Here is a 20,249-nt window from a genome sequence, read left to right on the forward strand (position 1 = left end):
CGGCCGTCGCGGCGCCGGCCGCGCTGGCGAACACAGCCCCGAAAGCCCGTAAATCCGCGGATCCGGGGCCCGGGTGGAGTACCGTGGCACATATGGCCACACGTACTTCCCCCGCGCCAAAACGTACTTCCGGCGGCAAAGCAGGCACGTCCGCGAGCCGCTCCGGTTCCGCCGCGGCCAGATCCGGCCGGGCGGGAGCGTCGGCCGGCTCTGGCCGTACGCGGCAGATGCCCGCCGTCGAAGCCCGGCAGCCCTGGCTGCTGCGGGTGGTCGGCGGCGCGTGGCTCGGCATCGGGCACCTGGTGGGCGGGGGAGTGCGGAGAATCGGCCACGACGTGAGCGACCTCGCCCCAGAGGACCGCCGCGACGGTGCCGCGCTGTTCAACCTGGCGCTGGCGGTCTTCATCGCCACCTTTGCCTGGTGGGGCCTCCGGGGCTGGTTCCCGGACGCCGTCTACGCGGTGGTCAACGGGACGTTCGGCTGGATGTCGCTCGTGCTGCCGCTGATGCTATCGGTCTGCGCCTTCAGGCTGTTCCGCCAGCCGGCCGACGGCCGGGGCAACAACCGCGTGGGCATCGGCTTCCTCATCATGACGTTCGCGGGGTGCGGGCTTGCCCACATCGTCGGCGGCCAGCCGACCGTGAGCGACGGCTTTGACGGACTGCGTCAGGCCGGCGGCATGCTGGGCTTCCTGGCGGCCACGCCGCTCGTGGCCATTCATGCGGCGGTGCCGGTGGTCCTGTACGCCTTGCTGGCCTTTGTCTCGCTGCTCATCATCACGGCCACCCCCTTCGGTGCCATTCCCCGGCGCCTGCGCGGCGCCTACGAGCACCTGATGGGCATCGACCTTCAGGACGACGGGGACGACGGCGGCGGCCACGACCGCAGCTACCTCTACGACAGCGCCCCGGCCGAGCCGAAAAAGAAGCGGAAACGGCTTTTCGGCAAGAACGACGACGCCGACGCCCGGCTCGAGGGATACGTCGGAGACGAAGCCTTCGAACATGCCGTCATCGACGATGACGCCGAACCCGGCCCCGCCAAGGGCACGAAGGGCGCGAAGGGCGCCAGCGCCGTGGCGCCCGGCGTGCGCCGCCCCACGCAGGCCGAAATCGCCGTCGAGAAGATCAAGGCAGCCCAGGGACTGGGCAGCACTGCCGGAGAGGCGGGCGAAAACGCCACCGAGGCCATCCCGCTCGTCACTCCCGGAATGGTCGCCGCCGGTTCGTTGAACCCGGCAGCCGGTGCGGCGGCCGCCCAGGTCCCGTCGCGTCCCGTCGCCCCCGCGCCGCCGCCCACACCGATTCCGCAGCGCACCGAGCAGCTGTCGCTGGCCGGCGACGTCACGTACACCCTGCCGTCGTCGGACGTCCTGACGCCGGGATCCATCCCGAAGGAGCGCACGGAAGCCAACGACGCCATCGTTGCCTCCCTGACCGAGACGCTGACGCAGTTCAACGTTGACGCCCAGGTGACCGGCTTCAGCCGGGGCCCCACAGTGACCCGCTACGAGATCGAGCTGTCACCGGGCACCAAGGTGGAACGCGTCACGGCCCTGTCCAAGAACATCTCCTACGCCGTCGCCTCGAGCGACGTCCGCATCCTGAGCCCCATCCCGGGCAAGTCCGCCATCGGCATCGAGATCCCCAACACGGACCGCGAAACCGTCTCGCTCGGCGACGTCCTCCGCAGCCAGAACGCCCGTCGCACCGACCACCCCATGGTGATGGGCGTCGGCAAGGACGTCGAGGGCGGCTACGTCGTGGCAAACCTCGCCAAAATGCCCCACCTGCTCGTGGCCGGCGCCACCGGTGCCGGCAAGTCGTCCTTCGTGAACTCGATGATCACGTCCATCCTGATGCGTGCCACCCCGGACGAGGTCCGCATGGTCATGGTGGACCCCAAGCGCGTGGAACTCACGGCGTACGAAGGCGTCCCGCACCTGATCACGCCCATCATCACCAACCCCAAGAAGGCCGCCGAGGCGCTGCAGTGGGTGGTCCGCGAGATGGACGCCCGCTACGACGACCTCGCCAACTACGGGTTCAAGCACATCGATGACTTCAACAAGGCCGTCCGCGCCGGCAAGGTCCACCCGCCGGTCGACTCCAAGCGCGTCATCCGCCCCTACCCGTACCTGCTGGTGATCGTGGACGAGCTCGCCGACCTCATGATGGTGGCGCCCCGCGACGTCGAGGATTCCATCGTCCGCATCACCCAGCTGGCCCGCGCCGCCGGCATCCACCTGGTCCTGGCCACCCAGCGCCCCTCCGTGGACGTCGTCACCGGCCTGATCAAGGCCAACGTGCCGTCCCGCATGGCGTTCGCCACGTCCTCGGTCACGGACTCCCGCGTGGTCCTGGACCAGCCGGGAGCGGAAAAGCTGATCGGCCAGGGCGACGCCCTGTTCCTGCCGATGGGCGCCTCCAAGGCCATGCGCGTCCAGGGCGCCTGGGTCACCGAGTCCGAAATCCACAAGGTGGTGGAACACGTCAAGGGCCAGCTCAAGGCGGTCTACCGTGACGACGTCGCCCCGGAAGCGCAGAAAAAGCAGATCGACGACGACATCGGAGACGACCTCGAGGTGCTGCTGCAGGCCACGGAACTGGTGGTCACCACGCAGTTCGGCTCGACGTCGATGCTCCAACGCAAGCTCCGCGTCGGGTTCGCCAAGGCCGGCCGCCTCATGGACCTCCTCGAGTCCAGGGGAGTCGTGGGGCCCTCCGAAGGATCCAAGGCGCGCGACGTGCTGGTCAAGCCGGACGACCTCGCCACCGTTCTGGCCGCCATGAAGGGGCAGGAATCCCCGGCGATGCCCGATTCCCAAACCGCAGCGCTCAGTGACAACGCCAACGCCAACATCGCCCAGGGCGGATACGCCGAGGACCTCGTTGCCGCCGGCCTGGACAACCGCACCCAGAACGTGGAGTACTACGACGGCGCGGACGGCAGCTCCGGCGACGACGAGGACGGTTCCGAAGACGCCTGGTCCCTCACCGGACGGTAGCCTAGAAGGGTGACTAGCACCGAAGCGACCGCGGCCGGCTCCAACAGCTCCGGGATCTGGAATCTTCCCAACATCCTCACCATGCTCCGCATCGTGCTGGTGCCGTTCTTCGTCTGGTTCCTTATCGCCGATGCCCCCGGCCAGCACAGCGAGTCCGGGCCCTGGCGCTGGGCCGCCGTGGCGGCGTTCGCCGTCGCCATCTACACGGACAAGCTCGACGGCGACATTGCCCGGAGCAGGGGACTGGTCACCGACTTCGGAAAGATCGCCGATCCGATTGCCGACAAGCTCCTAATCGGCTCCGCCCTGGTCATGCTCTCCGTCCTGAACGAGCTGCCCTGGTGGATTACGGTGCTCATCCTGGTCCGCGAATGGGGCATCACCGCCCTGAGGTTCTTCGTGATCCGTTACGGCGTGATCCCGGCGTCCCGCGGCGGCAAACTGAAGACCGTAGTCCAGACCGCGGCCATTTTCCTCTACCTCCTCCCGCTCTCCGGCCTCGCGCCGTGGCTGGTCTGGGTGGCCTTCGCCGTCATGCTTGTCGCCGTGGGGATCACCGTGTGGACCGGCGCCGAGTACGTCATTGAAGCGATGAAGGTACGGACCCAGGGGCTGCGCCGGCGGGCCGAGGAACGCCAAAACCAGGAACACCAGGAGCACCGGAAACCGGAAACCCAGGAGGGATGACCATGACCAACCTGCACCGGATCGCCGGCGAGGCTGTCGCCGCCGCCGTGCAACGGGGAATCACCGTTGCCACCGCAGAATCGCTCACGGCCGGCATGGTCACGGCGATGCTGGCAGACACGCCCGGCGCATCGGCCATGCTGCAGGGCGGCGTTGTTTCCTACCAGAACTCCGTCAAACGGGACGTCCTTGGCGTTCCGCAGGCGCTGCTGGACTCCCTCGGTTCCGTTGACGGCGCAGTGGCGGCAGCGATGGCCGACGGCGCCCGACGCACCTGCGGTGCCGACCTTGGAGTGTCCACCACGGGAGTCGCGGGGCCGGACGAGCACGACGGCAAGGCGGTGGGAACAGTGTTCATCGGGGTCGCCACGGCCCAGGGCTCGACGTCGTTTCCGTACAGCTTCGAGGGCACCCGGGCAGAGATCCGGGCCCTGGCCTGCGCGGCCGCCCTGGAGCGACTGCAGGAGGCCCTAGCGTCGCTAAGCTACCGGGAGTAAGGTTGCCGGGAACAAAAAGCGAATCCGAATAGTTGTTATTTTGTGTCGCCCCCGCATTAGGGAGGCGCCTAGGATGAAAAGACCAACAGCGGTTCGCTTCACGCGAACCGGACTAACGAGGGAGCAAGGCGATACAGATGGTAAAGCAGCCCGTATCCGTAAACGGCGTTGTCCGCTGGAAGGATGTGGGCCTCGCCGATCAGGCAAAGAGCGAACAGAAGGAGCGCAAGATGGTAGTACTTCGTCACGAAATCGGTGATGTTCTGCGCGACGTTCGCCAGCGTCAGGGCCGGACCCTCCGCGAAGTTTCACACAGTGCCAGGGTTTCCCTCGGCTACCTCAGTGAAGTGGAGCGCGGCCAGAAGGAAGCCTCTTCGGAGCTGCTGTCTTCGATCTGCTCGGCCCTCGACGTTCCGTTGTCCAGCATGCTCCGAGAGGTCAGCGACCGCGTCGCCGTGGCCGAAGGTGTTGCCGTTCCGGACACCGTCCCGCAGGAATTCTCGCAGCGTTACGGCCGCGACCTTGACCGCGAACTCAATACTGAACTGTCTGACGAACTGGCCACGGGGCTGCTCTCGGGCGCCCGGTAACCAGCTCCACGGAATATAGACGCCAGGCCTCCGGCACATGCCGGAGGCCTTCGTCGTGCCATGCCAGTCGTGCCGCCAGTGCCGCGCCAGGGCCGCCCGGCGTCCTAGGGGGTCCCGTCCTTGGGGAACCCGTCGCGTTCGTACGTGGCGTTGAGCTTGGCCATGTAGGAGGCCAGCGCCTCAAGGTCCTCCACGGGCCATTCGCCCAGCCTCTCGCGGAAAACCTCCCGCCTGGCGTCCTGCACCTGGTGCATTTTCTCTTCACCGTGCGCCGTGAGCCTGATGGTCTGGGCACGGCCGTCCAGCGGGTCCGCTTCCTTGACTACGAGGCCGATGCTTTCCAGGAAGGCAATCTGCCGGCTGACCGATGGCTTGCCCACTCCGATGCAGGATGCCAGCTCCGTCAGGCGGATAGGGCCCTCTTTGCGGATCACCGTCAACAGGCCGTAGGCCGCGGGCTCCATGTCCGGGTGCACCTGGCGTGACAGCTGCTGAGAGACGGACCGGGCGCGCCGCCAGAAAATGCTGATCTGATGCTCCACGGTCTTTAGCGCGGCATCGAGGGTGTCCTCGGAGGGGGCAGAGACTCCGGGGGCGTCGGCTGGGTTGCTCATGGCAACCATTCTAAGGTCCGCGCCCGTGAGAGACTCTATGTCGTGAGAATTAGTGATTTCTGGCGGCTTATGGACGACGAATTCGGCGCAGGCTACTCGCGCGTGCTCGGTGGTTCTCTGGTCCTCGCCGGCGTCGGCAGCCGGACGGCGGAGCAGGCTCTCGCCGCCGGCGTCAGCCCCCGCGATGTGTGGCTCGCCGTCTGCGACGTCCAGGACGTCCCCGCGGAGCGCCGCCTGGGCCGCGACATCAAGCCCAGCAGGAACTGACAGGCGCCCGCCTGCCTGAAGAGCCCTGACACGCCGACAGATTGTTCGAATATCTGTTCGGGTGCGGCTATGCTTTTTTCGAGCAGGTTATCCACATACGCACGCCCGTCCGGCAACAATGTCAGAGGGCGGGGATAGCGTCAGTGATGACAGAAACAGGCCGCACAGGCCACTCCACAGCGAGAAAGCATTAGAGGTGTGAACCATGGCGGCAGCCCCGGATCGTGAAAAGGCGCTCGAAGCAGCGCTTGCCCAGATTGACAAGCAGTTCGGCAAAGGCTCCGTCATGCGGCTGGGCGATGAAGTCCGGGCCCCGATTGAGGTCATCCCGACCGGCTCCATTGCCCTGGACGTCGCCTTGGGAATTGGCGGACTGCCGCGCGGCCGGATCGTTGAGATCTATGGACCGGAATCGTCCGGTAAGACCACCGTCGCCCTGCACGCCGTGGCGAACGCGCAGCGGCAGGGCGGCATCGCCGCCTTCATCGACGCCGAGCACGCCCTCGACCCCGAGTACGCGGCCAAGCTTGGCGTTGACACCGACGCCCTGCTGGTTTCCCAGCCGGACACCGGTGAGCAGGCACTGGAAATCATGGACATGCTGATCGGCTCCGGCTCCCTTGACGTCATTGTCATCGACTCCGTGGCTGCGCTGGTGCCGCGTGCGGAAATCGAGGGCGACATGGGAGATAGCCACGTTGGTCTGCAGGCACGCCTCATGAGCCAGGCGCTGCGAAAGATCACCGGACGGCTGAGCCAGACCAAGACCACCGCCATCTTCATCAACCAGCTCCGCGAAAAGATCGGTGTCTTCTTCGGCTCGCCGGAAACCACCACCGGCGGTAAGGCGCTGAAGTTCTACGCCTCCATCCGGATCGACGTCCGCCGGATCCAGACGCTGAAGGAAGGCGCCGACTCGGTCGGCAACCGGACCAAGGCCAAGATCGTCAAGAACAAGATGGCCCCGCCCTTCAAGATCGCCGAGTTCGACATCATCTACGGCCAGGGCATCTCCCGCGAGGGCGGCATCATCGACATGGGCGTCGAGCACGGCATCATCAAGAAGTCGGGGTCCTGGTTCACCTACGACGGTGATCAGCTCGGCCAGGGCATGGAAAACTCCCGCCGCTTCCTGCGCGACAACCCTGAACTGGCTGCGGAGCTGGAACGGCTCATCAAGGAAAAGCTGGGCGTCGGGGTGGCCCCCGCAGCCGCTGACGCCGCGGCCTCGCCGAAGCTGAAGGCCGTTGACGGGTTCTAGCAGCAAGCGTTCCGGCAGCAAGCGCCGCGCCGCGTCCGCCGGCCAGGATCCAGTCCCGCCGTCCTCGTCCGCCGAGGACAGGTTCGCGGGGGACCGGGAGCCTGACCCGGCGGCTGTGGCGCGCGCTATCGTGCTCCGGCAGCTGACCAGTTCGCCCAAGAGCAGGCTGCAGCTCGAGCGCAAGCTGGCGGAGCGCAACGTGCCCGAGGACGTCGCCGCGGCAGTCCTGGACCGCTTCGAAGAAGTCAGGTTGGTCGACGACGCGGAGTTCGCCGAGATGTGGGTGCGGAGCCGCTCGCAGACCCGGAAACTGGCCAAAGGTGCCCTCCGGCGGGAGCTGGCGGAAAAAGGCATCGACGGGGACGCTGCGGCGTCTGCCCTGGAACAGCTCAGCGACGCCGACGAGGAAACGGCGGCCCGCCAACTGGTGGAACGCCGCCTCCGGCCGGGAACTGACCTGTCGGACCGTGCCGAGCGGGACAAGGTCACCCGCCGGCTGGCGTCCATGCTTGCACGCAAGGGGTACCAGCCGTCGCAGGCCTTCCGCATCGTGGGTGAAGTGCTCGACGCCGCATCCGGCAGCTAAGGCACTAATACGCTGAGACCTGGGCGGCCCGGCTTCGTGCCGACACGGCGTCGGGCACTTTGGCCGCCCGGTGGCCGGGGCGACGGGGAGTTGGGCGCAGCCGGTACGCTTAACGGGTGAGTCTGACCTACCCTTCCCCCGCATCCGGCACCGTTCCAGCAGCAACCGACGCCTCCGCCGCGCCCCGCACTTACCAGGTGCGGACGTTCGGCTGCCAGATGAACGTTCACGATTCCGAGCGGATGGCAGGGATGCTGGAGGCTGCCGGTTACGTTCCGGCGGACGGTGCCCAGGCCGACGTCGTGGTGTTCAACACCTGCGCCGTCCGGGAAAATGCGGACAACAAGCTGTACGGCAACCTGGGCATGCTGGCGCCCATCAAGGAAGCCAACCCCGGGATGCAGATCGCCGTGGGCGGCTGCCTCGCCCAGAAGGACCGAGAAACCATCCTGAAAAAGGCGCCGTGGGTGGATGCCGTCTTCGGGACGCACAACGTGGGCGCCTTGCCGGCACTCCTCGACCGGGCACGCCACAACAACGAAGCGCAGCTCGAGATCCTCGAGTCGCTGGACGTCTTTCCGTCCACCCTGCCCACCAAGCGCGACTCCGTCTATTCGGGCTGGGTGTCCATCTCCGTGGGGTGCAACAACACCTGCACGTTCTGCATCGTCCCGGCCCTGCGGGGCAAGGAGAAGGACCGCCGGCCCGGAGACATCCTCGCCGAGGTCCAGGCGCTGGTGGATGACGGCGCCATCGAAGTGACACTGCTTGGCCAGAACGTCAATTCGTACGGCGTGGAATTCGGCGACCGCCAGGCGTTCTCCAAACTGCTCCGCGCCTGCGGTGAGATCCCGGGCCTGGAAAGGGTCCGCTTCACGAGCCCACACCCGGCAGCGTTCACTGACGACGTCATTGACGCCATGGCCGAGACCGGGAACGTCATGCCCCAGCTGCACATGCCGCTCCAGTCGGGCTCCGACAAGGTCCTCCGCGACATGAAGCGGTCCTACCGTTCCGCGAAGTTCCTCGGAATCCTGGACAAGGTCCGGGAGAAGATTCCGCACGCCGCGATCTCGACCGACATCATCGTCGGCTTCCCCGGCGAGACGGAAGAAGATTTCCAGGCCACCCTGGACGTCGTCGAAAAGTCACGGTTCGCCACGGCCTTCACCTTCCAGTACTCCAAGCGTCCCGGCACGCCGGCCGCCGACCTGCCGGACCAGCTGCCCAAAGCCGTGGTGCAGGAACGCTTCGAACGGCTCACCGCCCTGCAGGACCGCATCGCCGCCGAGGAGAACGCGAAGCAGCTCGGACGCCGCGTCGAGGTCATGGTCACCGCCCAGTCCGGCCGCAAGGCGGAGGAAACCCACCGGTTGTCGGGCCGCTCGCAGGACTCGCGGCTCGTGCATTTCTCCATCCCGGAAGGTGCCCCGGCGCCGCGCCCGGGCGACGTCGTGACGGTCACCGTGACGGAAGCGGCGGCATTCCACCTGGTCGCGGACCCGGCGACGCCCGACGACTACGTCCTCCGGCGTTCGCGCGCCGGCGACGCCTGGGACAGGGCACAGGCTGACTCCTGCGGCGCCCCGGCACCGGGAGCCCCCGGCACAGCGGGGAAAACCGGGGTATCGCTAGGCATGCCGTCCCTTCCGGTCCGGACCCGCTAACAGCGTGGGCGAAGGTTCCCCAGCCGTGAGTGACCACCCGGCCAGTCCGGAGCAGCCGCCCGTCATCGCCGTCGTCGGGCCCACGGGCTCGGGAAAGTCCGACCTCGCCGTCGAACTCGCCCTGGCGCTGGACGGCGAAGTCATCAACGCCGATGCCATGCAGTTCTACCGGGGCATGGACATCGGAACGGCCAAGATCACCGATGCCGAGCGCAGGGGAGTCCCGCACCACCTGCTGGACATCCTCGACGTCACCCAGGAAGCGTCTGTCTCCGACTTCCAGCGGCTGGCCAGGGCAGCCGTCGCCGACATCCACAGCCGCGGAAAGCGGGCCATCCTGGCAGGTGGATCCGGCCTGTACGTCCGTGCAGCGCTCGACGTCCTCGATTTCCCGGGGACCGACCCGGACATACGCGGCCGGCTCGAGCAGGAACACGCCGCGGCCGGGACGGACCCCCTGCTGGAACGACTGCGCGCCGTCGACCCGGTGTCCGCCGGGCGGCTCGGTGACAGCCGCCGCATCATTCGTGCGCTGGAGGTCTTCGAGCTCACAGGGCGGCCGTTCAGCTCCTTCATGCCCACCCGCGAGTACGTCCGGCCGGCCGTGCAGATCGGCCTGGAGGTTGACCGGGACGTGCTCCGCGAACGGCTGGCCGAACGGGTTCACCGGATGGTGGAGCGCGGACTGCTGGCCGAGGTTGAACGGCTCGACGCTGCCGGACTGCGCCGCGGCAGGACGGCTCCCCGCGCCCTGGGCTACGCCCAGTTCCTCAAGGTGCTCGACGGCGAGGCTGACCTCACCCAGGCCACCGAGGAAACCATCGTGGCCACGAGGCAGTTCGCCCGCCGCCAGCTCACCTGGCTCCGTGCGGATCCGCGCATCGGCTGGCTTGGCTGGCAGGATCCGGACCTGACAGCCAAGGCTGCGGCGCTGTGTTCCTGAAAGCCCGTTTTCCGGACCGTGGCGGCGTGAAGGTAACCTTGAAGCATGGATGAAACCCTTGCCGAAACAGCCGAGTCTGCCACCGCGCGGCTGAGCGGACTCCGCTTCTCCAAGGGCCACGGAACGGGCAACGACTTCGTCCTCATCGCCGACCCCGAGGGCCTGCACGCCATCTCGCCCGAGCAGGTGGCCGAACTGTGCGACCGCCACCGCGGCATCGGCGGCGACGGGCTCATCCGGGCCGTTCCTTCCCGGCTCCTCGACGAAGGGCGGCAGCTTCTTGCCACGCACCCCGACGCCGAATGGTTCATGGACTACCGGAACGGAGACGGCTCACTGTCGGAGATGTGCGGCAACGGGGTCCGCGTGTTCGTGCACTTCCTCCTCGCCGAAGGCCTGGCAGAGCTCCCGGCCGGCGGTTCGCTGACCATCGGCACCCGCGGCGGCGTCAAGACCATTGTCCGCACGGGGAACGGATACGCCGTCGATATGGGGCCGTGGGAGTTCATCTTCCCGGCTGAGGCGGCGGCGCGGGCCATGGATTCCCTGGTCGGCGCCGACGGCCTGGAAGTGCCCCGCCCGGCGCTGTCCGTCAGCATGGGCAACCCGCATACGGTGGTCGCGCTGGCCGAACTCGCTGAGTTGGAGGGCATGCGGCTTTTCACGGCACCGCACGTTGACCCCACCCCCGCCCACGGCACCAACGTCGAGTTCGTCGTACCGTCGGAGCCGCTGGTCCATGACGGCGTCGGCACGGTGACCATGCGCGTCCACGAGCGCGGCGTCGGCGAAACGCAGTCCTGCGGAACCGGAGCATGCGCTGCGGCGGTGGCGATCCGTCACTGGGCCGGACAGGGCGCACCGGACGCCTGGCACGTGAAGGTGCCGGGCGGCGTCGTCGGGGTTAAATTCTTCACCGTGGCCGACGGCCGCGAGCACGTGGAGCTCAGTGGCCCGGCAACGATCGTTGCTACCGGGACGCTTTCCTGACCCGGAGGATCCGGAACGACTTCGATGTACTCTCCCGGCTCACACTGAACGAGTCGTCGAGCACCTCGACCAGCCAGCGCTGAAGGGAATCCGAGCCCAGGTTCTTCTGCACCACGAGCCAGGCGGAACCGCCAGGGGCCAGCCGCGGCAGCCACAGCAGAAGCAGTGAATGCAGTTCATCCTTGCCGATCCGGATCGGCGGGTTGGACCAGATCGTGTCGAAGCGCAGGTCGGGATCAACAGCTTCGGGCGTGCTGGCCGTGACGTTGTCCAGGCCAAGCAAGGCGGCGTTCCCGTTCGTCAGCGCGATGCAGCGCTCGTTGACGTCAACGGCGAAAACCCGTGCATGCGGAGCGCGCAGCGCCATGGTCAGGGCAATCGGGCCCCATCCGCAGCCGATGTCCAGCAGGTTCCCCTGCGGTGCCGGTGCCGGAACATCTGCCAGCAGGACCGCCGTGCCTTTGTCGATGCCGTCCGGGCTGAAGATTCCGGCGGAGGTCTGCAGGTTCCGCGTTTCACCCGCCAGTTCAACCGTGAGGGGCTTGCGGGTGAAGGGCCCCGCGGGCGAGGCGCTGAAATAGTGGGCAGACTCCATAACTGGCCAGATTAGTGGGCCGCCCGCCCGATGGGAAACCGGACCATACGGTCTGCTAGTCTGGAACGCATGTTCTTGATCTTTGAGTAGTCGGCCCCCTTCGCCGGCCTTGAGCTGCCCCCTTCGGACCTCTCCGAACGGCCAGCCATCCCGGCCTCACCGGCACAGACGTCCCCTCCCGGAGCGATGCAGGTACTGACCTTCCGCCCGGCGCGCCGCAGCACCCCACTCAGATCAATTTACCGGCCCAGGCGTGTCCGCCACGGCCTCATAGGAGCCTCTCCATGACCCCTCGCCGTCAGCCCAGCGCGAATACCGCGCCCAAGGGCAGCAATCAGCACTATTCTGAAGATGCAGAACCTTTTAGGGAGACCATGACCAGTCAGCAAAACTCCGGATCCGAGCCGGCGGCCCAGGACATGAGTCCTGAGGAAATCCAAGCTGTCATCGACCGGATCCTCGCCAAGGACGTCCCGGCCAGGAATGCCTCGGCGGCAAACGGCGGCGGAGCCGGCAGCAAGGCAGTATTTGGCAAGGCCCAGGCGATTTCCGGGATCGATGAGGAACACAGCCTGTTCGACGGCGATCAGCAGGACCTCGAGGAACGCCGGGCACTGCGCCGCACCGCGGGGCTGTCCACCGAACTCGAAGACGTCACCGAAGTCGAGTACCGGCAGCTTCGCCTGGAGCGTGTGGTCCTGGCAGGGCTCTGGACCGAAGGCACCTTGGCGGACGCCGAAAACTCGCTGCGTGAACTTGCCGCGCTGGCGGAAACCGCGGGCTCAGAGGTCCTCGACGGCCTGGTCCAGCGGCGCGCCAAACCGGATCCCGGCACGTTCCTCGGCTCCGGCAAGGCCTTGGAACTCAAGGACATCGTGATGTCTACCGGTGCGGACACCGTCGTGGTGGACGCGGAACTGGCACCGTCGCAGCGGCGCGGACTCGAAGACATCGTCAAGGTCAAGGTCATCGACCGCACGGCCCTCATCCTCGACATCTTCGCCCAGCACGCCAAGAGCCGCGAAGGCAAGGCCCAGGTGGAACTGGCCCAGCTGGAATACCTCCTCCCTCGCCTCCGCGGTTGGGGCGAGTCCATGTCCCGCCAGGCCGGTGGCCAGGTGGGCGGCGCCGGCGCCGGCATGGGATCGCGTGGTCCGGGTGAAACCAAGATCGAACTGGACCGGCGGCGGATCCGGACGCGGATGGCCAAACTGCGGCGCGAGATCGCCGCGATGAAGCCGGCCCGGGAGACCAAACGTGCCAACCGACGTCGCAATGCCGTGCCTTCGGTCGCGATCGCCGGCTACACCAACGCCGGAAAGTCGTCCCTGCTGAACCGGCTCACGGATGCCGGAGTCCTGGTGGAGAACGCCCTGTTCGCCACCCTGGACCCCACCGTCCGCAAAGCCGAAACCGCTGACGGGCTCGGCTACACGCTGGCTGACACCGTGGGCTTCGTGCGTTCGCTTCCCACCCAACTGGTGGAGGCGTTCCGTTCCACCCTTGAGGAAGTCGCGGATTCGGACCTGATCCTCCACGTGGTGGACGTCTCCCACCCCGATCCGGAGGGGCAGATCGCCGCTGTGCGCGCCGTTTTCGCCGAGGTGGACGCCCGCAAGGTGCCCGAGATCATCGTGCTCAACAAGGCGGACGCAGCGGACCCGTTTGTCGTGGAGCGGCTCAAGCAGCGCGAACCGCGCCACGTGGTGGTGTCCGCCCGCACGGGTCAGGGCATCCCGGAGCTCCTGAAGGCCATCAGCGAGTCCATTCCGCGCCCGAGCGTCAAGCTCGAGCTGCTCGTCCCGTACCACCGTGGCGACCTGATCAGCAAGCTCCACGACTCCGATGCGGAGATCCTGAGCCTGGATCACGAAGAGGGCGGCACCCGCGCCGTGGTCATGGTCCGGGAAGGCCTCGCGGCTGAACTGGAATCCTTCATCAGCAATGACTGAGCGGGCGGCGGACCACGCCGATGCCACGGCCGGCGAGCAGTTCGTCATCGAACTGCTCGACCGCGCCGTGGCCGGCATGGGCGGCCAGAGCCGCAGCGGCCAGCATGAGATGGCCCGGCAGGTGGCCAGGGCGATCGAAACCGGGGACCACCTGCTGGTCCAGGCAGGCACGGGAACCGGAAAGTCACTCGCCTACCTGATCCCCCTGATTGCCCACTCGCTGGAAAGCGACAAACCAACCCTCGTGTCCACGGCCACCCTGGCACTGCAGACCCAGATCGTGGGCCGGGACCTGCCGCGGCTGCTCAAGACCATCACGCCCGCCCTGGACAGGCCCGTCAAGATCGCGCTCGTCAAGGGCCGGTCCAACTACGTGTGCCGGCACAAGCTGGAGGGCGGCTTCCCCTCGGAAGAGGCCTCCGAAGGCCAGCTCTTCTCCTTAGGCGAGGACACCAGCGTGCCGCATTTCGCCGCGGCCATGGGCGGGCCGTCGTCGCAGCTCGGCAAGGAAGTGGTCCGGCTCCGTGAGTGGGCCGAGAAGACCGACACGGGGGACCGCGACGAACTCCTCCCAGGCGTGACGGACCGGGCCTGGCGGCAGGTCTCGGTCACCTCCATGGAGTGCCTCGGGGCGCAGAAGTGCCCCCTGGCGGCCGAGTGTTTCAGCGAACTCGCGCGGCACAACGCCGCCGAAGCCGACGTCGTGGTCACCAACCACGCGATGCTCGCAGTCAGCGCCTTTGAGGGCCTGGCCGTCCTGCCCGAATACGACGTCGTGGTGGTGGACGAAGCCCACGAACTCCAGGACAGGGTCACCGGAGCCGTCTCCGGGCAGCTGTCGGTGGCCATGGTCCACGCGGCTGCCTCAGGCGCGCGAAAACACACCGGCATCACCGTTGATGCGCTCAACACGGCCGCCGCGAACCTCGAACTCGCCGTGGCCGGGGTGCCCAGCGGGCTGCTCCCGAACGGACTCAATGACGAGCAGCTGGACTGCGTGGACCAGCTCCGCGAGGCCTGCCGGGCAGCATTGTCCGATTCCAAGGGGGACAGCAACAACACACCCGACGGCGGGCGGCAGCTCGCGCGTTCCCGCCTCCTCGTGATCCTGGAACTGTGCGAGCGGCTGCTGGCGGCGCGTGAAAACCGCGAAGTGGTGTGGTTCTCGCGGAACAGCACGTTCGATCCGCAGCAGGGCTACTCGGCGCCGGACGAATCGTCGCCCGCCCTCATCAACATCGCTCCGCTCAGCGTCGCGGGCCGGCTGCGGGAAGGCCTCTTCGCCGGCCACACCGTGGTGCTGACCTCAGCCACGCTTGCCATCGGCTCGGCCTTCGAACCCGCTGCCGGCGGGCTTGGCCTCGTGGGCGAGGGCGCTCCGAGCTGGACCGGTGTGGATGTAGGGTCGCCCTTCGACTATCCCAAGCAGGGCATCCTGTACGTGGCCGGCCATCTGCCCAAGCCGGGCAGGGGAACTTCGCCGGAGGCCCTCGACGAACTTGAGTCGCTGATCCGTGCCTCCGGCGGGGGAGCCCTGTGCCTCTTCTCGTCGCGGCGCGCCGCCGAGGACGCCGCCGAGGCGCTGCGCCCCCGGCTGGATGTCAGCGTCCTGTGCCAGGGCGATTCCACCATGACGGCCCTGGTCAAGCAGTTTGCCGATGAGCCGGACACGTGCCTGTTCGGAACGATGTCGCTGTGGCAGGGTGTGGACGTGCCCGGCGGGTCATGCCGGCTCGTGGTGATTGACAGGATTCCGTTCCCCCGGCCCGACGACCCGCTGATGACCGCACGCTCCCGGGCCGTGGCCCAGGCCGGCGGCAACGGCTTCATGTCGGTGTCAGCCACCCACGCGGCGATCAGGCTGGCCCAGGGGGCGGGACGGCTGATCAGGTCCACTGATGACAAGGGCGTGGTGGCGGTGCTGGATTCGAGGCTGTCCACCGAGCGGTATGGCGCTTTCCTCCGCGCAGCACTGCCGCCGTTCTGGCCGACGACGGACCGGAAGATTGCCGTGGCTGCCCTGGAGAGGCTGGCCGGCGCGCGGTCCTAGGCTTTACGGCCAGCTGGGACTTATAGCCGGCCGGGATACGGGCGGCATCGTTGAGGCGTAGCCGGGCGCAGACGGGTGGGGCTAGAGCGAACGCAGCACTGAGACCACTTTGCCCATGACCACGGCGTGGTCGCCCAGGATCGGTTCGTACTGGGTGTTTTGCGGAAGCAGCCAGGTGTGGCCGTCCCGCTGCCGGAAGGTCTTGACGGTCGCTTCGTCGTCGAGCAGGGCGGCAACGATGTCGCCGTTGACGGCGTCGCTTTGCCGCCTGACCACCACCCAGTCGCCGTCGCAGATGGCGGCATCCACCATGGAATCGCCGGCCACCCTCAGCATGAAGAGTTCGCCATGGCCGACGAGCTGGCGGGGCAGGGGCATGAGCTCCTCCACGACCTGGTCCGCGAGGATGGGCCCGCCTGCTGCAATCCGGCCGACCAGCGGCACCATGGCCGTGTCCATGGCGCTGGGCAGTTCAGAGACGGTTCCGCCTCCCACGCTGTGGAGCGCGGCGTCCTTCGAGGCCCCCGGGGCCTTTGCTGCGCCCGCGTCCAGGGTGAGCGGCATGAGGACTTCCATGGCCCGCGGGCGCTTGGGATCGCGCCGCAGGTAACCGAGCTTTTCCAGCTGCGAGAGCTGGTGGGTGACGCTGGACAGGCTGGCCAGGCCGACGGTGTCGCCAATTTCGCGCATCGACGGCGGATAGCCGTTCTCGTTGACTGACCGCTGGATCGTTTCCAGGATCCGCTTCTGGCGGACAGTGAGTCCCTTGGGTGTCCGCTGAGACCGCTGGCTGCGCTGGGGAGCCGTGCCGCCGGAGGCTTGTGCTGCCATGTTTGCCAACGCCTTTCCATTCCACCCGGCATCCGTGGCTGCAGTTGCCGGGAACTTCCGGACTGAAATTGTCAGACCCTGCTGATCAACTGCAGATGTGGTTGTTCTTTGATTCCCAACGTAGGCCAGCCCTACGGCTTTTTCAAACATTTGTTCTAGCGAGTCTCGACTTAATTCGTTGATAAGTGCTAAAACTGAGGAAAGCAAAGTTCGAACATGTGTTCTAGTCAAGCAGTCGAGTGTGCGGGTTATTCGAATATCCCGGCGATCGGCCGGTGGACAGGCGCAAACCGGGCAGCACAGATTGGTCCAGGAGGGCTCAGGTCATGTCAGCTTCAACAACAGTTCAGTGCTCACTTCCGCAGGGTATGGAAACGGCGGCGCGGCAGAGTTTCCGGCACAGTGACCGGCGTAGTGCGCCGGTCAGCGGCCGGCCGGTCAAGCCGCCGCGGCTGCGTCTCACGCGCCGCGGCCGGATCGTCCTGATTGGCCTGCCGCTCGTACTGCTGGCCGCACTTCTGCTGTCGCTGGCCGGCCTGCTGAACTCCCCGGCCAAGGCGGCCGACATCGCCAGCGAGCTGGCAGTCACGCCGACGGTGTCCGTGACGGTCCAGCCAGGGGAGTCCTTGTGGGCCATTGCCGGGGCGGTGGACCCCGGCCGCGACCCGCGCGACGTCATCGCGGATATCGTCCAGCTGAACGATCTGGATGGCGGCAGGGTTATGCCGGGCCAGCAGCTGTTTGTTCCGTCCAAGTAGCCAGCGTGTGTTTGGACGCCGGGCGTCCGGTTTGCTTCGACCGACACGGTGGTCCGGACCCCGCCAGATCGTCACAGTTTCAGGCCCGCCGCCCGTGGCACTTAAACTGTTCCAGTGAGTGACCAGCTTGAGCGACTTAACCGATTGCCCCTCCGGACCAACCTGCGGGGGCTGACACCCTACGGTGCGCCGCAGCTTGACGTCCCCATCCTGCTCAACGTCAACGAGAACACTCATGGCGTGCCGGCCGATGTCAGGGCCGCCATCGCCGTGGCCGTGACCGAGGCCGCCGCGGGCCTCAACCGCTACCCGGACCGCGAATTCACCGAACTCCGGGAAGCCCTCGCCGAGTACCTCGGCCACGGGCTCGGCGCCGAAAATATCTGGGCAGCCAACGGCTCCAACGAAGTGCTCCAGCAGATTCTGCAGGCCTTCGGCGGGCCGGGGCGTACGGCGCTCGGGTTCCCGCCCACGTACTCCATGTACCCGCTGCTCGCCAGCGGAACGGACACCGGCTACATTGTCGGCAAGCGCGCCGGGGATTACGGCTTGAGCGCTGAGGACGCTGCACGCCAGGTCCGCGAGCTGCAGCCGAACATTGTGTTCCTGTGCTCACCCAACAACCCCACCGGCACCGGCCTCGGCCTGGACGTGGTGGAGGACGTCTACGAAGCCGGCGAGGCCAGCCAGACCATTGTGATCGTGGACGAGGCCTACCATGAGTTTGCCCACGACGGCACGCCAAGCGCTCTCACCTTGCTGCCGGGCCGGGAGCGGCTCATCGTGTCCCGGACCATGAGCAAGGCATTCGCCCTCGCCGGCGCGCGGCTCGGCTACATGGCGGCGGCACCGGAAGTGGCCGACGCCCTGCGCCTCGTGCGCCTGCCCTACCACCTGTCGGCCATCACCCAGGCCACCGCCCTCGCGGCGCTGCACCACCGCGAGGCGCTCATGGCCGACGTCGAGGACATCAAACTGCAGCGCGACCGCATCGTCGCCGAACTGACGCGGATGGGGCTGCGGCCGGCGGCATCTGACTCCAACTACGTCTTTTTCGGCGGCCTCGAAAACCCGCACGAAGTCTGGCAGGCCCTGCTGGACGCGGGCGTGCTGATCAGGGACGTCGGCATCCCCGGGCACCTGCGGGTCACGGCAGGAACTGAGACGGAAACCACAGCATTCCTGGAGGCGCTGGAAAGCATCCTGGCCAGCCGGGCTGCCCTTCCGGCCTAAACTTGAGCGTAGACCAAGCAACGTCTGAACCCTCCTTCGTCAAAAGGACACCTATCACCATGAGCGACACCGGAATCAAGGCTGCCGGGACCCGGACTGCACGCCTGGAGCGTGCCACCAGCGAATCTTCCGTCCTGGTGGAGATTAACCTCGACGGCACCGGAGTGTCGGACATCAGCACCTCGGTCCCGTTCTACGACCACATGCTGACCGCGCTGTGCAAGCACTCACTCATCGACATGACCGTCAAGGCCACCGGCGACATCCACATCGACGTGCACCACACCGTCGAAGACGTCGCCATCACGTTCGGCGAAGTACTGCGCACCGCACTCGGCAACAAGGCGGGCATCCGCCGCTTCGGCGAGGCCACGGTGCCGCTGGACGAAGCCCTTGCGCGCGCCGTGGTGGACGTTTCCGGCCGCCCGTACCTGGTGCACGGGGGAGAGCCCGCGGGGCAGGAGTACCACCTGATCGGGGGCCACTTCACGGGATCCCTGACCCGGCACGTCTTCGAGGCCATCACACTGCACGCCGGCATCTGCCTGCACATGAACGTCATCGCCGGCCGCGATCCGCACCACATTGTCGAGGCCCAGTTCAAGGCCTTCGCCAGGGCGCTGCGCGCAGCCGTGGAACCGGACCCCCGAGTGGAAGGCATTCCGTCCACCAAGGGTGCCCTGTGACCGGCAAGGTCTTGCGGGAGGGCGCCATCATCGATCCCTCGGCCACCGTCAGGCCGGCCTCCCCGGAGGGGAAGCCGACCGTCACTGTCCTGGACTACGGCTCCGGCAATGTCCGTTCCGCCGTCCGTGCCCTCGAGCGCGCCGGCGCCGAGGTCATCCTGAGTTCCAAGCCCGAAGACGTCCTCAATGCGGACGGGCTGCTTGTTCCTGGTGTCGGCGCCTTCGAGACCGTGATGCGCGAGCTCAAGGCAGTGGACGCCATCAGGATGATCGGCCGCCGCGTAGCAGGCGGCCGGCCGGTCCTGGGCATCTGCGTGGGCCTCCAGGTGCTGTTCGAGGCCGGCGTCGAACACGGAACCGAAGCTGAAGGCATGGGGGAGTGGCCCGGCAAGGTGGAACTCCTGCCCGCAGACGTCGTTCCGCACATGGGCTGGAACACCGTAAAGGTTCCGGAAGGCTCCAAGCTCTTCGAGGGCGTGGAGTCCGAGCGCTTCTACTTCGTGCACTCCTACGGTGTCCAGAGGTGGGACTTCGACGTCGTGCAGCCCCGCATGGCCCCTCCGCTCGTGACGTGGTCGGAGCACGGCGCGCCCTTCATCGCCGCCGTCGAAAACGGACCGCTGTGCGCCACCCAGTTCCACCCGGAAAAGTCGGGCGATGCCGGCGCGAGGCTCCTGAAGAACTGGGTGGAAGGGCTCCGCAGCCACCACCAGCGGCACGCAGCGTCCGCGTCGGGCGCCACGCCGGCCGACACCACCCCGGCAACCCCAGCGGCGGACGCCTAGATGTGGTCCATCGTGCTGATGGGCCTCGCCGGCCTGCTGGCGGGCGGCGCGCTGTCCTTCCGGCAGCAGAACAAGCCGCTCTGGACGCAGATCGGGTTCTACGTGCTGGCAGGAATGTCGCTGCTGGCGGCGTACCTGCTGACCTTGCCCGGCCAATAACCGGCGGCCTCCGGAACCACCGGCGGCACAACAGCGCTTCACGCCACAACCGCGCTCCATGGAAATCAGCGCTACACGAGAACTGAGGAC

Annotated in this window: 20 protein-coding genes; 17 read left to right on the forward strand and 3 right to left on the reverse strand. The window is 67.2% G+C overall.

Features of this window, described 5'->3' with window-relative positions; all coding sequences use genetic code 11:
* Positions 1-92: 92 nt before the first annotated feature.
* The 4 genes from ABFP37_RS01670 (at position 93) to ABFP37_RS01685 (ending at position 4,782) form a co-directional block, all read left to right on the forward strand.
* Positions 93-3,008, forward strand: a complete 2,916-nt coding sequence (locus ABFP37_RS01670) for a DNA translocase FtsK (RefSeq protein ID WP_347032537.1) — start codon at positions 93-95, stop codon at positions 3,006-3,008.
* A 9-nt stretch (positions 3,009-3,017) separates the two neighbouring features.
* Positions 3,018-3,695 carry a CDP-diacylglycerol--glycerol-3-phosphate 3-phosphatidyltransferase gene (gene pgsA / locus ABFP37_RS01675; RefSeq protein ID WP_078026442.1) on the forward strand — a complete coding sequence of 226 codons (678 nt, stop codon included), beginning with the start codon at positions 3,018-3,020 and terminating at the stop codon, positions 3,693-3,695.
* A complete protein-coding gene (locus tag ABFP37_RS01680) occupies positions 3,692-4,192 on the forward strand; it encodes a CinA family protein (RefSeq protein ID WP_347032538.1) in 501 nt (166 codons plus the stop codon). Before pgsA ends, ABFP37_RS01680 begins: the two co-directional genes overlap by 4 nt.
* Positions 4,193-4,422: 230 nt before the next feature.
* Positions 4,423-4,782, forward strand: coding sequence for a helix-turn-helix transcriptional regulator (locus ABFP37_RS01685; RefSeq protein ID WP_347032573.1), 360 nt, complete (start codon positions 4,423-4,425; stop codon positions 4,780-4,782).
* A 104-nt stretch (positions 4,783-4,886) separates the two neighbouring features.
* Here ABFP37_RS01685 and ABFP37_RS01690 read toward each other — a convergent pair whose 3' ends face one another.
* The gene (locus ABFP37_RS01690) at positions 4,887-5,396 is read right to left on the reverse strand and encodes a MarR family winged helix-turn-helix transcriptional regulator (protein WP_078026445.1); all 510 of its coding nucleotides are present in this window, start codon (positions 5,394-5,396) and stop codon (positions 4,887-4,889) included.
* A 42-nt stretch (positions 5,397-5,438) separates the two neighbouring features.
* On the opposite strand from ABFP37_RS01690, the gene ABFP37_RS01695 reads away from it, so the two are divergent.
* The 6 genes from ABFP37_RS01695 to dapF all read left to right on the forward strand — a co-directional run bounded on the left by ABFP37_RS01695 (position 5,439) and on the right by dapF (position 11,110).
* Entirely contained in the window at positions 5,439-5,663 is a 225-nt protein-coding gene (locus tag ABFP37_RS01695) for a DUF3046 domain-containing protein (protein ID WP_078026446.1), read from the forward strand.
* A gap of 205 nt (positions 5,664-5,868) precedes the next feature.
* Positions 5,869-6,924: a recombinase RecA gene (gene recA / locus ABFP37_RS01700; RefSeq protein WP_056627843.1), complete on the forward strand. Its 1,056-nt coding sequence runs from the start codon at positions 5,869-5,871 to the stop codon at positions 6,922-6,924.
* Positions 6,911-7,510 carry a regulatory protein RecX gene (locus tag ABFP37_RS01705; RefSeq protein ID WP_347032539.1) on the forward strand — a complete coding sequence of 200 codons (600 nt, stop codon included), beginning with the start codon at positions 6,911-6,913 and terminating at the stop codon, positions 7,508-7,510. The genes recA and ABFP37_RS01705 overlap by 14 nt, the downstream gene beginning before the upstream one ends.
* A gap of 116 nt (positions 7,511-7,626) precedes the next feature.
* A complete protein-coding gene (miaB, locus tag ABFP37_RS01710) occupies positions 7,627-9,177 on the forward strand; it encodes a tRNA (N6-isopentenyl adenosine(37)-C2)-methylthiotransferase MiaB (protein ID WP_347032540.1) in 1,551 nt (516 codons plus the stop codon).
* A 25-nt stretch (positions 9,178-9,202) separates the two neighbouring features.
* Positions 9,203-10,120 (forward strand): tRNA (adenosine(37)-N6)-dimethylallyltransferase MiaA, encoded by a 918-nt coding sequence (miaA, locus tag ABFP37_RS01715; protein ID WP_347032541.1) that lies wholly within the window; start codon positions 9,203-9,205, stop codon positions 10,118-10,120.
* A gap of 45 nt (positions 10,121-10,165) precedes the next feature.
* Complete coding sequence (gene dapF, locus ABFP37_RS01720; protein ID WP_144275791.1) at positions 10,166-11,110, forward strand: diaminopimelate epimerase; 945 nt, start codon at positions 10,166-10,168, stop codon at positions 11,108-11,110.
* On the opposite strand, the gene ABFP37_RS01725 is transcribed toward dapF, so the two are convergent.
* A complete protein-coding gene (locus ABFP37_RS01725; RefSeq protein ID WP_347032542.1) occupies positions 11,091-11,705 on the reverse strand; it encodes a methyltransferase in 615 nt (204 codons plus the stop codon). The genes dapF and ABFP37_RS01725 overlap by 20 nt on opposite strands.
* Positions 11,706-12,079: 374 nt before the next feature.
* On the opposite strand from ABFP37_RS01725, the gene hflX reads away from it, so the two are divergent.
* Positions 12,080-13,657 (forward strand): GTPase HflX, encoded by a 1,578-nt coding sequence (hflX, locus tag ABFP37_RS01730; protein WP_078026450.1) that lies wholly within the window; start codon positions 12,080-12,082, stop codon positions 13,655-13,657.
* On the forward strand, positions 13,650-15,707 hold the full coding sequence (locus ABFP37_RS01735) for an ATP-dependent DNA helicase (RefSeq protein ID WP_347032543.1): 2,058 nt from the start codon (positions 13,650-13,652) through the stop codon (positions 15,705-15,707). The genes hflX and ABFP37_RS01735 overlap by 8 nt, the downstream gene beginning before the upstream one ends.
* Before the next feature lie 81 nt (positions 15,708-15,788).
* On the opposite strand, the gene lexA is transcribed toward ABFP37_RS01735, so the two are convergent.
* Entirely contained in the window at positions 15,789-16,538 is a 750-nt protein-coding gene (gene lexA, locus ABFP37_RS01740; RefSeq protein WP_078026452.1) for a transcriptional repressor LexA, read from the reverse strand.
* Positions 16,539-16,864: 326 nt separating this feature from the next.
* Here lexA and ABFP37_RS01745 point away from each other — a divergent pair, with 326 nt between their 5' ends.
* From ABFP37_RS01745 to ABFP37_RS01765, 5 genes are all read left to right on the forward strand, one after another.
* Entirely contained in the window at positions 16,865-17,296 is a 432-nt protein-coding gene (locus ABFP37_RS01745; RefSeq protein ID WP_347032544.1) for a LysM peptidoglycan-binding domain-containing protein, read from the forward strand.
* Between the two features lie 114 nt (positions 17,297-17,410).
* The gene (locus ABFP37_RS01750) at positions 17,411-18,529 is read left to right on the forward strand and encodes a histidinol-phosphate transaminase (RefSeq protein WP_347032545.1); all 1,119 of its coding nucleotides are present in this window, start codon (positions 17,411-17,413) and stop codon (positions 18,527-18,529) included.
* A gap of 59 nt (positions 18,530-18,588) precedes the next feature.
* Positions 18,589-19,215, forward strand: a complete 627-nt coding sequence (hisB, locus tag ABFP37_RS01755) for an imidazoleglycerol-phosphate dehydratase HisB (RefSeq protein WP_347032546.1) — start codon at positions 18,589-18,591, stop codon at positions 19,213-19,215.
* Entirely contained in the window at positions 19,212-20,000 is a 789-nt protein-coding gene (gene hisH / locus ABFP37_RS01760; RefSeq protein WP_078026456.1) for an imidazole glycerol phosphate synthase subunit HisH, read from the forward strand. The genes hisB and hisH overlap by 4 nt, the downstream gene beginning before the upstream one ends.
* Positions 20,001-20,159: a hypothetical protein gene (locus tag ABFP37_RS01765; RefSeq protein WP_185982300.1), complete on the forward strand. Its 159-nt coding sequence runs from the start codon at positions 20,001-20,003 to the stop codon at positions 20,157-20,159.
* Positions 20,160-20,249 lie beyond the last annotated feature (90 nt).

Origin of the sequence: Burkholderia sp. RS01, assembly GCF_039748055.1 — a bacterium.
Classification (GTDB): Bacteria; Actinomycetota; Actinomycetes; order Actinomycetales; family Micrococcaceae; genus Arthrobacter.

Bases quoted from the DNA above. Each gene is read 5' to 3' on its own strand.
- ABFP37_RS01690 (WP_078026445.1), bottom strand. From the start codon at position 5,396: ATGAGCAACCCAGCCGACGCCCCCGGAGTCTCTGCCCCCTCCGAGGAC.
- ABFP37_RS01685 (WP_347032573.1), top strand. From the start codon at position 4,423: ATGGTAGTACTTCGTCACGAAATCGGTGATGTTCTGCGCGACGTTCGC.
- ABFP37_RS01725 (WP_347032542.1), bottom strand. From the start codon at position 11,705: ATGGAGTCTGCCCACTATTTCAGCGCCTCGCCCGCGGGGCCCTTCACC.
- hisB (WP_347032546.1), top strand. From the start codon at position 18,589: ATGAGCGACACCGGAATCAAGGCTGCCGGGACCCGGACTGCACGCCTG.
- recA (WP_056627843.1), top strand. From the start codon at position 5,869: ATGGCGGCAGCCCCGGATCGTGAAAAGGCGCTCGAAGCAGCGCTTGCC.
- dapF (WP_144275791.1), top strand. From the start codon at position 10,166: ATGGATGAAACCCTTGCCGAAACAGCCGAGTCTGCCACCGCGCGGCTG.
- hflX (WP_078026450.1), top strand. From the start codon at position 12,080: ATGACCAGTCAGCAAAACTCCGGATCCGAGCCGGCGGCCCAGGACATG.
- lexA (WP_078026452.1), bottom strand. From the start codon at position 16,538: ATGGCAGCACAAGCCTCCGGCGGCACGGCTCCCCAGCGCAGCCAGCGG.
- ABFP37_RS01735 (WP_347032543.1), top strand. From the start codon at position 13,650: ATGACTGAGCGGGCGGCGGACCACGCCGATGCCACGGCCGGCGAGCAG.
- ABFP37_RS01765 (WP_185982300.1), top strand. From the start codon at position 20,001: ATGTGGTCCATCGTGCTGATGGGCCTCGCCGGCCTGCTGGCGGGCGGC.
- ABFP37_RS01680 (WP_347032538.1), top strand. From the start codon at position 3,692: ATGACCATGACCAACCTGCACCGGATCGCCGGCGAGGCTGTCGCCGCC.
- ABFP37_RS01670 (WP_347032537.1), top strand. From the start codon at position 93: ATGGCCACACGTACTTCCCCCGCGCCAAAACGTACTTCCGGCGGCAAA.
- ABFP37_RS01745 (WP_347032544.1), top strand. From the start codon at position 16,865: ATGTCAGCTTCAACAACAGTTCAGTGCTCACTTCCGCAGGGTATGGAA.